Genomic DNA, 12,462 nt, shown 5'->3' on the forward strand with positions numbered 1-12,462 from the left:
TCGCTTGCTGTTGGATGCCGATGAGATTCCTTGCGGCACCGTATGGAAAGCAACGCGGGATTTGGATCGATGTTCCGGGTATTCACTGCCACATCGGGTTGAACAGCGACGGCGCAGCTTCGCCGCCAATCAACAGCGGCGTTTCCTGCGAACCCAATTGTGGAGCATGCCGCAAACCTACTTCGACAGCGCAACGCTGTCAAGGCTAAAAATCCTATAATTTGAATTTAGTCCTTAAATCGGAATTTTGTCCACGCGATCAACGCTATGGCTATCGTAGCGGCTGCGACCACGCCGCTCCTGGCGCACCTGTGATCTTGCCGGGATAGTCGATATTGACCACGCAATTGCCGCGCAGCTCGGCCGCGGCCTGCAGGCATTGTTGATAGTCGAAGAACCGGCAGATCTGCGGCACACTCCCCGGCCCACGAGGGCCGCCGGTCAACACGCAGAACGGCGGAATACCGGAACGGGCCGCGACCGAGGGCCGCGCCTGCGCAGAATCCAGAGCCGGCAACGACGCCGACGCGATGGTAATCGCAGCCACAGCCCATACGAGCCCGCGAATCCTTGTTGTCATCGATGCGTCCTTCACGAGCGGGCGATCACTCACCGCGCGCGCCGACGACGTTGTGGCGCCGGTTCCGTGGCAGCTCCAGCGCGATACTCGACATTGCCCACGCAGTTGCCTCGCGTACCGACGGCAGCATTGATGCATTGCTGGTAGTCAGAAAAGATGCAGTTGCTCACATAGGAGGATTCGCCGTTGGCGCCACTCTGGGCGATGCAGAATTGCGCACCAGCCGCCGAGGCCGGCGTCGCTCCCGCGAGGACGAATGCCGCAAATCCCAAACCGGCCAATGCCGAAAGCTTCAAACGCGAATTCAATGTCATGATGGTCATCCATATGAAAATGCGCAGGCTCGAGGCCCGCGCACGATCATATAGGGTGCAGCATCGCAATCGATAGGACATTCACAACATTGCGTTTCGACAAGACAGCCATGTCTTTTGTCGATTGCAATGGCGGCGCGCCCGGCACCGGCCGGTCTTCGCTGCCCTATTTCAGCGAGGTATTCACGGCGGCGTAGCGCCCGTTCAGCGTGGTACCAAGGCCCTGCACGGCCACGATGATCGCGAGACTGATGCCGGCAGCGATCAGCGCATATTCGATGGCCGTTGCACCGGACTCATCGTCGATAAATTTCGAAATCAAACGCAACACGGAAATCTCCTCATACGGCCGCGGATTTCTTCCACGCCGTCCCCTGAAAACTGAACTCAACCTAAGCGGCAGAGGTTGCAGGAAGGTTCACCAACAGGCTCAATTATGAATTAATCATGCGGTAACCATGTGTGCGCTCACCCGGAGCAGCGGGACTATCGTCTGCATTTCAGCTTGCACTTAACCAGAAGTGTCGAGGCTTGTCCCAATGGCATCTGAACCTGTCGCATGCAGCCAATCCGTCGCGGCGTTCATTCCCGAATTCGAACATCTTGTCGTAGAGGTCATGAAGGAGTGGAAGGTCCCGGGCCTCGCCGTCGCTATCGTGCAAGACCTGGAGGTTGCGTTCGTCGGGACCTATGGCCTTCGCGATATCGAAGCCGGCCTGAACGTCACGACGGATACGCAGTTTCAAATCATGTCGGTCTCGAAGTCGTTCGCCGCTACGAGCCTGGCCCTCTTGGTCGACGAGCGACGCATGGACTGGAAGAAGCCCGTGCGGGAATACATCCCGGAATTCCGGCTCTACGACGCCGTTGCGAGCGACCGCGTCACAGTGCGCGACTTGCTGTGCCACCATTCCGGATTGCCACGTCACGATTGGATCTGGCTGCCCGGCGATCTGTCACCCGCCCAAATGCTGGCAGCGCTGCCCTATCTCGAACCGAGCGCCGACATTCGCAGCGCCTTTCAGTATTCGAACCTCGGCTACCTCATTGCGAGCATGGTGGCCGAGCGCGTCAGCGGCCGGAATTGGGCCGACTTCACCCGCTCGCTGACCGACAAGCTGGACATGAAGGTGACGTTCACTGTGGAGGAGCTTGCCGCAGCTACCGACGCGGCCGTGCCCTACGGGATGATGGGAGACATTTGTCAGCGCACGAAACTCTGGCCCATCAGCGTGCCGGCTGCGGGCGGCATGAGCACGTCGATTACAAGCTTCGCGAACTGGCTTCGTTTTCATCTCGGCCAGGGCGCGTTTGAAGGACAACGTCTTCTGTCATCCGGCTTGATACAGGAGCTCCAGAAGCCGCGGGTGCATGTCGGGGCAACCGGATTCGCCGAATACAGCGATGTGCATTACGGTTTCGGCTTCCGCTCGCACTGGTATCGCGGAGAACGCGTGGTGTGGCACGGAGGCGGCTTCACCGGCACGAATGCGCTGCTGATGATGTTGCCCGATCGCGGCGTCGGTGTCGCGGTGCTCGCCAACAACGGCATGACTCCGATACTCGCTCCGTACATCCTCGCGAACTATGTCTTCGACCGCGTCTGCGGCAAGGAACCGGTACCCTGCTTCGGTCGCTTCCGCGAGCAACGCCGCAAATTCGTGACGCAATACGAGGCCTGGCTGCAGGCCGGGAAAGCCGCACCGACGCCGGCCACCGAGCCGCACCGTGACCTCGCGGATTATGCCGGTGACTACGCGCATCCCGGCTACGGCCGCATGACGATCACGCATAGCGAAGGCAAATTACATTGGGCGTTCCGCGGCATGTCCGAGCCACTCGCGCATCGGGGCTCGGACACGTTCGAGCTGCCCGAGGCACCCGATTCACCGGGCGGCCTGATGCCGAGCCGGCTTTCCCTCTCATTTTCCACCGGCGAAGACGGGAATATTGCGAGCGTGGCAGTCCCGCTCGAGCCGCAGGTCAAGGACATCGTCTTCACACGCATTGCAGCGGGGCATGCCTGAAGTCGGATGACGGCTTCGCCCTACTCCGAAACCAGTGACGGCTTCGCCTTTGCCGGCCCGGCCAGCGGGCGTTCTTCCATCAGCAGCAGGAACAGTGTCGAGAGCGCCAGCAGGGCTGCCGCTGCTTCGAACACGTAGCGGAAGGCGCTGACCATATCGCTGGCCGCGATCGGATGCGTGCTGGCGGCATGTTCGCCAGAGATCGAGATGTCCGTGCCCAGCGCCATCAACAGGATGGTAGTGAAGGCGGCAACGGTGAACGACGCCATCAGCGCGCGGAAGAAGTTCATCGCGCCGGTGGCAGTGCCGATCTGCGGACGCGGCACGGCGTTCTGGATCGACACCAGGCTGACGGGAAACACCGTGCCAAGCCCGATGGAGAACAGGCCGAGCATCGTGAGCAGCGCCCAGAGTGGCAGCGGCGTCGCGAGCGCCAGCGCCAGACCCATCAGCGCCGACATGGCGGTGCCGGCGATGGCGACGCGCTTGTAGTGCCTGGCCTTGGTCATCATGTGGCCGGCAAAGGCAGCGCCGCCGACTGACACCGCCGCGATCGGGATCAGCGCAACGCCGGCTTGACCTGCAGTCAGGCCGTAGACCACTTCGTAATAGAGCGGCATGTGCACGGTCAGCCCGAGCATCGCGCCCATCGCGCAGCCGCCGGCGGCCATGGCGAAAGGCACCACCGAGCCGGACATCAGCGGCAACGGCAGGAACGGCTCGTCGTGATGGATCGCATGCCAGATGAAGGCGAACGCCATCACCGCTGCTGCGCCGATCATCGCGACGATGGTCGGCGACGCCCACGAGAATTTGGTGCCGCCCCATGTCAGCACCAGCATGAAGACAACGGCGGAGGCCATCAGCAGCATGCCGCCGAGCCAGTCGACCTTGCGGCGGCGATGGAACACAGGAAGCTTCTTCATCTTCGGCAGCAGCAGCGCCAGCGATCCCACACCGAGCGGAATATTGATCCAGAAAATCATCGACCAGTGCAGATGTTCGGCGAACAGCCCGCCGATGATCGGGCCGCCGATGCCGGCCGCCACCCACACGCCGCTGAAATAAGCCTGGTACTGACCGCGCTCACGCGGCGACACCACGTCGGAAATCACCACCTGCACGATGGGCAGGATGCCGCCGCCGCCGAGGCCCTGCAAAGCGCGCGCGATAATGAGCACAATCATGTTCGGCGCCAATGCGCACATGATCGAGCCGACCATGAACAACGACATCGCCGTGATGATCATCGCGCGGCGGCCATAGATATCGCTGAGCGTGCCGAACACGGGCGCCACTGCGGTCGATGCCAGCAGATAGGCGGTGATCACCCAGGACAGATTGTTCACGTCGGCGAATTGCCGGCCGATGGTCGGCAGCGCGGTGGCGACGATGGTCTGGTCGAGCGCTGCCAGGAACATGGTCAGCAGCAGGCTCATCAGGATGGTGCGGACTTCGGCGGGGGTCAGCGGCGCCTTCACGACAGCAGGCGCGTCGCCGGGTTCGATTACTTCTGTGGGAATCCGCGACAGTTCCTGCGCGATTTCGTCCGACAGGAGCTCATCCGACGAGATTTCCTCGGGCAATACCTGATCATCGGCCGCTGACCGGCTCTGTCGCTCGAACTTGTTCATGAAACTTCGGATTCAGAGGACTTGGGAGGTAACCGGAGAGCCAGAACGGCGCGACCTTCCGCGCGCAGACTCTCTTTGGAAGAAATCTATTCCCCTGCCCCATGCAGCAACAGTTGTTTCCTTGCATGGGAGCGTCCCGCGGCGATCATCTGACCGTCATATGCGCGTGATCGAACACCGCGCGCCGGGGATTCTACGCCGGCCGCTTCTTCAGCTTCGCCTTGCGCGGCAGCAGCGCTGGCCAGGTCACGATGTGATCCTGCAGTTCGTCGTCGGAGATCGTGTCCTCGCTGCCCTCGACCCGCCCGCGGACCGATACGCCGGCTTCATGGACGGTGTCGGCGCTGCCCGAGATCAGCGGATGCCACCAGTAGAGATCGCGCCCCTCAGCCGCGAGCTTGTAGCCGCAGCTCGACGGCAGCCAGCTCAGCGTGCGGACATTGTCGGGGGTCAGCCGCACGCAATCGGGAACATGGTCGGAGCGGTTCGGATAATCCTTGCAGGCGCAAAGACCCGCATCGAGCAATCGGCAGGACACATGGGTATAATAGATCTTGCCGGTATCCTCGTCTTCCAGCTTTTCCAGACAGCAACGTCCGCAGCCGTCGCACAGGCTTTCCCACTCGGCGCCGGACATCTCTTCCAACGTCTTGGTTTTCCAGAACATTCCCTCCTGTGCGGAAGGACGCGGGGGACGCGCGGTCATGCGATTTGAATCAATCCAGGTTGCGGCGAAACGCCCTTCTAGGAGTTGCGATGCAGGCTCTGCAAGCAACATCGTGTCGGCCGGCTCGCAAACAAGGGCAAAACCGCCAAGCTGTTAGCCCTGTCGTGCAAATGATAAGCAATGCCATTGGTTTATCCGCCCTGCTCGGCTAGAACTTGAACGACTCTCCGGCGGCCGCAAACCTGCCGCCGGGTTGCCGCATTATTTCAGCATGACGTCCGCGCGGTGCCGGTGGGTGCACGCGAACGCTGCAACAAACCAAGGGCCCCTGTGCCTCAGATCGTGCCATCCCGTTGGAAGACCAAATTCCGGCATTTCCTGCTGGATCTGGATGCGCGCATCGATTCCGGCCTGTTCTCGTCCGGCCGCGGCACCCGCGAGCTGTGGGAACGCTACTCCACCTTCATGGACCGCTTCTATGTCGGTCGCTGGAAGCGCTGGGTGTTCATCGAGCCACTGTCGGAAATGGCCACCATCGGCCTCGGCGGTCTCATCCTCATGCTCGCTTTGGCGCAGCCGGCGTTTCGCGAAACCGCCGATGAAGACTGGCTGAAGAAATCCGACCTCGCGGTCACGTTCCTCGATCGCTACGGCAATCCGATTGGCAGCCGCGGTATCAAGCACAACGACTCCATTCCGCTGGAAGATTTCCCGGATAACCTGATCAAGGCCACCCTCGCCACAGAGGACCGCCGCTTCTACGATCACTTCGGCATCGACATCGCCGGCACCGCGCGCGCGCTGGTCACCAACGCGCAGGCCGGCGGCGTACGCCAGGGTGGCTCGTCGCTGACGCAGCAGCTCGCCAAGAACCTGTTCCTGTCCAACGAGCGCACCATCGAGCGCAAGGTCAACGAAGCGTTCCTGGCCATCTGGCTGGAAACCCGCCTGACCAAGAACGAAATTCTGAAACTCTATCTCGACCGCGCTTACATGGGCGGCGGCACGTTCGGCGTCGACGGCGCAGCGCATTTCTATTTCAACAAATCCGCGCGCGACGTGAACCTCGCGGAAGCCGCGATGCTGGCCGGCCTGTTCAAGGCCCCAACCAAATACGCGCCGCATATCAACCTGCCCGCCGCCCGCGCCCGCGCCAACGTGGTGCTCGACAACCTCGTCGATGCCGGCTTCATGACCGAAGGTCAGGTGTTCGGTGCGCGGCGTAATCCCGCCGTCGCCGTCGATCGTCGTCAGGAAATCTCGCCGAACTACTATCTCGACTGGGCCTTCGACGAGATGCGCAAGCTCGTCGATACATTCCCGAAATCCTATGTCGAACGCGTTTTCGTGGTCCGCACCGCCATCGATATGAATGTGCAGCGCGCCGCCGAAGCCGCCGTGGAAAACCAGCTTCGCCAGTTCGGCCGCGACTATCACGCGACGCAGGCTGCCACGGTGGTGTCGGACCTCGAAGGCGGCGTCCGCGCCATGGTGGGTGGCCGCGACTACGGCGCAAGCCAGTTCAACCGCGCGGTGGACGCGATGCGCCAGCCCGGTTCATCGTTCAAGCCCTATGTCTATACGACGGCGCTGCTCAACGGTTACAAGCCGACCTCGATCATCCTCGACGGCCCGGTCTGTATCGGCAACTGGTGCCCGCAGAACTATGGCCACTCCTATTCCGGAAACGTGACGCTGACGCAGGCCATCACCCGTTCGATTAACGTCGTGCCGGTGAAGATCTCCATTGCGCTCGGCAAGGGGGCGCAGAATCCGGCCAAGGCGGGCCGCGTCAAGATCGTAGAGACCGCGCGCCGCTTCGGCATCACGGCGCCGTTGCTTGATACGCCGTCGCTGCCGATCGGCTCCACCGAAGTCACCGTGCTCGAACACGCCGTCGCCTATGCGACTTTCCCGAACAAGGGGCGCTCGTCGAAGCCACATGCCGTGCTGGAAGTCCGTACCGGCGCCGGCGATCTGGTCTGGCGCTTCGACCGCGACGGCCCGAAACAGTTGCAGGCGATCCCCGCCTCCGTCGCCGCCGATATGGCCGGCATGATGAGCCACGTGGTCAGCGAGGGCACCGCGCGCCGCGCCGCGCTGGACGGCATTCCAACCGCAGGCAAGACCGGCACCACCAATGCGTATCGCGACGCCTGGTTCGTCGGCTACACCGGCAACTTCAGCTGTGCAGTCTGGTACGGCAATGACGACTACTCGCCGACCAACCGCATGACCGGCGGCTCGCTGCCGGCGCAGACATGGCACGACATCATGGTCGCCGCGCATCAGGGTATCGAGATCAAGGAAATCCCGGGTGTCGGCGCGGGTACCAAGAATCCTGCCGCAGCCGCCTCATCCGTGATGGCCGCCAACGCGCAGGACGCCAAGCCCGGCCCGCCACCGGTGCTGACGCGCCGCGGCGCCGACGTCCTGCTGCGTGTCGAGAAGCTGCTCGACGACGCCGGCAAGACCGCCGGCCGCACATCATCCAACGAACCGTTGAAGCCCCGCGCCTCCTCCGCGTTGGCCTTCCCCGAGAGCTACGCGTCGGCGAATGATGCACCGGATGCCAAAACGACCACATCCGCAACCGCCCCCGCGTCGCGCAAGAACTGAAGCTGCTATCATGACGGTGCGCACGTGCGGCTGATCTTCCTCACGCTCCTGGCGCTCGCGATCGCCACTGCTGTCGGTCTCGGCCTGACCTGGACCACCGCGACCCGCGGCACAGACCTTGGCACACTCACCATCGGTGCATGGACTGCGCGCCCGCGCACCGGCACCAGCGAGATCGATCCCTATGCGCGTGCGTCCATTGCACGATCCGGCGAATTGCCGATCGGCACGGGCGACGGCGTCACCTTCACTGCCACCACCGACGACAAGAAAAAGCCGCTGGACGGTCGCTGCGATATCGTCGTGTCAGGCGTGACACCGGCTGCGCGTTTCTGGACGCTCTCGCTCTATGACACCAAGGGCCGTCTGGTGCCCAACACATTGCAGCGCTACGGCTTCACCAGCCAGGAAGTGGTGCGCAATGCCGACGGCGCGTTCGAGATCCGCATCGCTGCACGCTCGCGCGCAGGCAACTGGCTGCCGACATCAGCGCTGGAACGCTATGTGTTGATGCTGCGGCTGTACGATACGCCGGTTGGCGTCGCCACCCGGACGCAGAAAGACGCGCCGATGCCCGCCATCGCCACGGTGAGCTGCCCATGATCCGGCTGATGTTCGCGCTCATCGGTGGTGTCGTGCTTGGCGGCATCGTGCACCTCGTCAGCGTGCTGGCGCTGCCGCGCATCGCGACGCAGGACGCCTATTCGCGCCTCGCTTCGGTGACGAAAGAAAATGCGGTGACAGCATTGCCGCAGACCGAGCCGGCCAATGCGCTGCTGCCATTCATGGACCCGGCCTTCGCCATGGCGGTCTGCCGCTACGACCTGGCCAAAGGACCGATCAAGCTCACCGTGCCGGTCAGCCAGTCCTACACGTCGGTGTCGTTCTATACCCGCAGCGACGTCGCTTACTACGCGATCAACGACCGCTCCGCCGGCCGCCGCGTCATCGAGCTCGATCTGATGACCGAGGCGCAGCACGAAGCCCTGCCCGAGGAAGAGGACGTCACGTCCGCCGACCGCCTCATCATCGACTCGCCGACCGCGACCGGCCTGATCGTACTGAAGGCGCTCGCCGCCGAACCCGGCCTGATGATCCAGGCCCAGGCATCCCTCGCCGCATCGAATTGTCGCGTGCAGACCGATCCGCCGGCTGCGCCGGTGAAGGGCAAGCGCTGATAAGCGATCGTCATCGTAGGATGGGTAGAGCGTCTTCGCGAAACCCATCATGTCGTCGTGTGTATTTGATGGGTTTCGCTGCGCTCTACCCATCCTACGTGCGTTATCCCGTTGCCAGCGGCGTGCCGATATCCGCCACGAGCTTCACGAGGTCGGCCTGCCGTGACCTGCCGGTCTTGGCGTAGATCCGGTTAAGATGTGTCTTCAGCGTATTCTCTGAGATCCCAAGCAAAGTAGCAGTCTGGGATGGGTTGAGCCCCTTTCCGGCGCTCACGAGCACGCGCGCTTCGGCGGGCGTGAGCTCGAACAGCGTCGTCAACACGGCTTCCGGCATTGGAGAGGCCGAGGTCGTTGTCGAGACGAAGACGGCGGCACATGCGGGGCGGAAAGCGGCGCGCGCCGTACCAGCGGTCAAAGGCAGGACATAGGCGACCGCGGGAGGTTGTCCTGCCGCCGACACTGGCAAGCCAATGCCTTTGGCGCCGAGCGAGAGATCCGATGCAGCGCTTGCGATCGCCTGCAGCAAGGCATCGCCCATTAATGCGTTCTGTGCCTGAATGGTTCGCCCCTGACGCAGGATCGGACCGTCAGTTGCGAACATGCGTTCGGCACTTGCATTGGCATGGAGCACCGATCCGACCGCGTCGGTCAGCACGACGGGCACTGCAAGATTCTCGAGGGATTCGCGAAACAGATGCGCCGTCACGCGCACGTCATCGAGCAGGTCGCTGATCATCGCGGCCCTGCGCAAATGCGGAGACAGCAAGGTCAGAAACCGTTGATCCTCGGCAGATACGGCAGCCTTGTCCGCCCAGGTGGTGCAGCCGAGCAGACCGATGCGGTCCGGCGTGTGGACGAATTTGACAATGCACCCTTCCCGCAATCCCTGCGGTCCGGCCCAATTACGAAAGAAAGCGGTCTGCTGCAATTCACTTTCGGGCATCAGCGAGAGCGTGGATACGGGCGTATCGATATCGCCGACCACTGCAGCCTTCAGGCCCGGAATATCATCGAAACTGTAGTCCTGCAGCGCGCGCATGCGCTCGGCATCCCAGGGCGATTGGGCAGCAAACCGGCCGTGATTGTCCGACGTGCCAGCGAGCGCAATCGTGGTGTAGGCCGCATCCATCGTCTGTGTGATGCGGGTGAGAACACGCGACCATCCCTCACGGTTCAGAACGCAGTCGTAGATATCTCCGATGATTGAAGAGAGTACGTCATTGTCGACAACGTCCATGAACATTCCAAATCCGTGATTGCGCGCGCTCTGGTGTGGCAGGGCGAGATCGAAGTCAATTTCCGGACGCGCACACGCAGCATATTTTACCACATCATACTTCGGGGTGACGACACGGAATTCCGCCACGCGTAGCAGTGGCGATGGCGACCTTCGACTTTTCGGGGGCGCGAATGAGCGGCCTGCTTGTCCGGCGGGCCCGCACGTCTGGAAGTCACGTCTCGAAGTACTGGAGAGCTCGATGTCGAAATCCGCTAAGTTGGCCTGCGTAATCGGCTGCGTTCTGCTTGCGTCAACGCCCGTGCTGGCCGCGGACAATCTCGCTCCACCGCACTACAAGGCGGCAGTGTCCCCACAAATCGTGACATGGACAGGCGCCTATATCGGCGCCACCTTGGGCTATGGCTGGACCGAAAGTGCGTCCACCATTACGGCCATCGACACGATCATCACGCCATTTTTCCTGTCGCAGGGCACGATGCCCCGGTCGCTCAATTCCCGCTTTGATGGATTCATCGGTGGCGCTGAAATCGGCTACAACTGGCAGATCGACCGTTGGGTAACAGGTCTGGAAACAGACTTGTCCTATTCGAAAATGGGCGCGGGCGTCACTTATTACGCCCCGGAGATTGGTGCCAATCCGGAAACCCTGACCAGCCATAACACCGAGCTGAGCTGGTTTGGTACCGCGCGTGCACGATTGGGCTATCTGGTGACACCGGAGACATTATTCTTCGCTACCGGCGGTCTGGCCTACGGCCACGTGAAAGTCTCGTCCACTCTTGTGCCGGAGCCGACATTTCCATGTGCCCGGAACGCTCTCTGCTCCGCAGGGTCTGCATCGGAGACACGGATCGGCTGGGCGATCGGCGGCGGCGTGGAATCGAAGATCGCATCGAACTGGACCGCGAAGGTTGAATATCTGCATTTCGATCTCGGAACGATCAGCGATACGACGTTAAGCAAGGCCACCTTCGCGGCCTGGCCAGGAAAGCCGATCATGGGCGTTAATTCGGACATCACAGGCAATATCGTCCGCATCGGCGTGAATTATCAGCTGTAAGACGACCTCGGCCGTGACGTTTTTCCGCATGGAAAACGTCCAGGGAGCCCTCTGGCGTAATCTGCCTGCAATCTCCCGCAGCGAAGCTCCGCATCCATCGTCGACCCACGAATCGGCGCGAATGCGGGGCCTCCATGCAACACAACCAAGAGCCGTCCGATACGGCCGTCAGCTATTTCCTGTCCCTGATCTGGTGGCCGCTGCTGTATTTCGGGGCGCTGTTCGGTGCCGGCATGGCTTTCGCCAGCAATGCGCCGCTGTTCTGGTTCAATATCGTCTATGCCGCGCTTCTGCTGGCGATTGTGCTGCTCGAACGCATGACGCCGCATCGCGCCGAGTGGCTGGAGCATGATGGCGAAACGCTGAATGACCTCGGTCACACGTTGCTGACCAAGGGGGCGGCGCAACTGGCCGTCGCCGCGACCTCGATTGTGCCGATGGCGGTGGCGACCGTAACGCGCGCGGACGATCATGCCTCGCATTTGTGGCCGACACAGTGGCCGCTGATCGCGCAGGTCGTGCTGGCGCTGGTGATTGCCGAATTCGGCCTCTACTGGTCGCACCGGATCGCCCATGAAAACCTGTTCTTCTGGCGCTTCCACGCGCTTCATCACAGCGTGGTCCGGCTCTGGGTGGTGAATACTGGACGCTTCCATGTGATCGACTCGCTGATCAAGATGGCACTCAGCCAGGCGCCGCTCTACCTGCTCGATGCGCCGCTGCCGGTGTTCCTCTGGGTCGGCGCCGTGACGGCCATCACGGGCCTGCTCACCCATTGCAATGTGGAGACGCGCACGGCGCTGTTCGATCCGATCTTTGCGACGCCAAAACTGCATCGCTGGCATCATTCAAAGATGCTCAAGGAAGGCAACAGCAATTATTGCGAGAACATCATGGTGTGGGACCATGTGTTCGGCACCTATCTCAATCCCGCCAAGGCGTCGCCCGATCGGCTCGGCATCAGCGGCAAGGTTGCACCGGATTTTCTGGGACAGATCGTGCAGCCGTTTTCGCGCAAGGGCGCGCGGCAGATTCTTGGCCGCCAGACCGTGCCGGACGATCAGGTGAAGCCAGTGGAAAAGTCCGATGCCGTAGCGCGGATCAGCGAAGCGTAATCCACCCTACTTCCAGCCCTACACGTCC

At 62.1% G+C, this 12,462-nt stretch carries 12 protein-coding genes; 6 read left to right on the forward strand and 6 right to left on the reverse strand.

Features of this window, described 5'->3' with window-relative positions; all coding sequences use genetic code 11:
- Positions 1-271: 271 nt before the first annotated feature.
- From AB7951_RS17240 to AB7951_RS17250, 3 genes are all read right to left on the reverse strand, one after another.
- A complete protein-coding gene (locus AB7951_RS17240; RefSeq protein ID WP_147421687.1) occupies positions 272-580 on the reverse strand; it encodes a hypothetical protein in 309 nt (102 codons plus the stop codon).
- 29 nt (positions 581-609) lie between these two features.
- Positions 610-894, reverse strand: coding sequence for a DUF3551 domain-containing protein (locus tag AB7951_RS17245; protein ID WP_158596822.1), 285 nt, complete (start codon positions 892-894; stop codon positions 610-612).
- Between the two features lie 166 nt (positions 895-1,060).
- Complete coding sequence (locus tag AB7951_RS17250) at positions 1,061-1,225, reverse strand: Flp family type IVb pilin (RefSeq protein ID WP_093759013.1); 165 nt, start codon at positions 1,223-1,225, stop codon at positions 1,061-1,063.
- A gap of 208 nt (positions 1,226-1,433) precedes the next feature.
- Between AB7951_RS17250 and AB7951_RS17255 the strand changes: the two genes are divergently transcribed.
- Entirely contained in the window at positions 1,434-2,921 is a 1,488-nt protein-coding gene (locus AB7951_RS17255) for a serine hydrolase (protein WP_120290819.1), read from the forward strand.
- Between the two features lie 20 nt (positions 2,922-2,941).
- Here the strand turns inward: AB7951_RS17255 and AB7951_RS17260 are convergent, their stop codons facing one another.
- Positions 2,942-4,555, reverse strand: coding sequence for an MDR family MFS transporter (locus tag AB7951_RS17260; protein WP_120290817.1), 1,614 nt, complete (start codon positions 4,553-4,555; stop codon positions 2,942-2,944).
- Positions 4,556-4,748: 193 nt separating this feature from the next.
- On the reverse strand, positions 4,749-5,261 hold the full coding sequence (locus tag AB7951_RS17265; protein ID WP_120290815.1) for a YcgN family cysteine cluster protein: 513 nt from the start codon (positions 5,259-5,261) through the stop codon (positions 4,749-4,751).
- 291 nt (positions 5,262-5,552) lie between these two features.
- Here AB7951_RS17265 and AB7951_RS17270 point away from each other — a divergent pair, with 291 nt between their 5' ends.
- Genes AB7951_RS17270 through AB7951_RS17280 form a run of 3 tightly spaced genes read left to right on the forward strand, consistent with a single transcriptional unit; the run spans position 5,553 to position 9,019 of the window.
- A complete protein-coding gene (locus AB7951_RS17270; protein ID WP_089267024.1) occupies positions 5,553-7,841 on the forward strand; it encodes a transglycosylase domain-containing protein in 2,289 nt (762 codons plus the stop codon).
- A gap of 24 nt (positions 7,842-7,865) precedes the next feature.
- Positions 7,866-8,444 carry a DUF1214 domain-containing protein gene (locus tag AB7951_RS17275; protein ID WP_068730494.1) on the forward strand — a complete coding sequence of 193 codons (579 nt, stop codon included), beginning with the start codon at positions 7,866-7,868 and terminating at the stop codon, positions 8,442-8,444.
- On the forward strand, positions 8,441-9,019 hold the full coding sequence (locus tag AB7951_RS17280; protein ID WP_089267023.1) for a DUF1254 domain-containing protein: 579 nt from the start codon (positions 8,441-8,443) through the stop codon (positions 9,017-9,019). Before AB7951_RS17275 ends, AB7951_RS17280 begins: the two co-directional genes overlap by 4 nt.
- Positions 9,020-9,122: 103 nt before the next feature.
- Here the strand turns inward: AB7951_RS17280 and AB7951_RS17285 are convergent, their stop codons facing one another.
- On the reverse strand, positions 9,123-10,256 hold the full coding sequence (locus AB7951_RS17285) for a helix-turn-helix transcriptional regulator (RefSeq protein WP_120291186.1): 1,134 nt from the start codon (positions 10,254-10,256) through the stop codon (positions 9,123-9,125).
- Positions 10,257-10,497: 241 nt separating this feature from the next.
- On the opposite strand from AB7951_RS17285, the gene AB7951_RS17290 reads away from it, so the two are divergent.
- Together AB7951_RS17290 and AB7951_RS17295 are read left to right on the forward strand one after the other, a co-directional pair.
- A complete protein-coding gene (locus AB7951_RS17290; RefSeq protein ID WP_120290813.1) occupies positions 10,498-11,319 on the forward strand; it encodes an outer membrane protein in 822 nt (273 codons plus the stop codon).
- A gap of 134 nt (positions 11,320-11,453) precedes the next feature.
- Positions 11,454-12,434: a sterol desaturase family protein gene (locus AB7951_RS17295; protein WP_120290811.1), complete on the forward strand. Its 981-nt coding sequence runs from the start codon at positions 11,454-11,456 to the stop codon at positions 12,432-12,434.
- Positions 12,435-12,462 lie beyond the last annotated feature (28 nt).

The sequence above is a fragment of the Tardiphaga sp. 285_C5_N1_2 genome, from assembly GCF_052076065.1.
GTDB lineage: Bacteria > Pseudomonadota > Alphaproteobacteria > Rhizobiales > Xanthobacteraceae > Tardiphaga > Tardiphaga robiniae.

Bases quoted from the DNA above. Each gene is read 5' to 3' on its own strand.
- AB7951_RS17290 (WP_120290813.1), top strand. From the start codon at position 10,498: ATGTCGAAATCCGCTAAGTTGGCCTGCGTAATCGGCTGCGTTCTGCTT.
- AB7951_RS17240 (WP_147421687.1), bottom strand. From the start codon at position 580: ATGACAACAAGGATTCGCGGGCTCGTATGGGCTGTGGCTGCGATTACC.
- AB7951_RS17255 (WP_120290819.1), top strand. From the start codon at position 1,434: ATGGCATCTGAACCTGTCGCATGCAGCCAATCCGTCGCGGCGTTCATT.
- AB7951_RS17285 (WP_120291186.1), bottom strand. From the start codon at position 10,256: ATGGACGTTGTCGACAATGACGTACTCTCTTCAATCATCGGAGATATC.
- AB7951_RS17260 (WP_120290817.1), bottom strand. From the start codon at position 4,555: ATGAACAAGTTCGAGCGACAGAGCCGGTCAGCGGCCGATGATCAGGTA.
- AB7951_RS17295 (WP_120290811.1), top strand. From the start codon at position 11,454: ATGCAACACAACCAAGAGCCGTCCGATACGGCCGTCAGCTATTTCCTG.
- AB7951_RS17245 (WP_158596822.1), bottom strand. From the start codon at position 894: ATGACATTGAATTCGCGTTTGAAGCTTTCGGCATTGGCCGGTTTGGGA.
- AB7951_RS17280 (WP_089267023.1), top strand. From the start codon at position 8,441: ATGATCCGGCTGATGTTCGCGCTCATCGGTGGTGTCGTGCTTGGCGGC.
- AB7951_RS17265 (WP_120290815.1), bottom strand. From the start codon at position 5,261: ATGACCGCGCGTCCCCCGCGTCCTTCCGCACAGGAGGGAATGTTCTGG.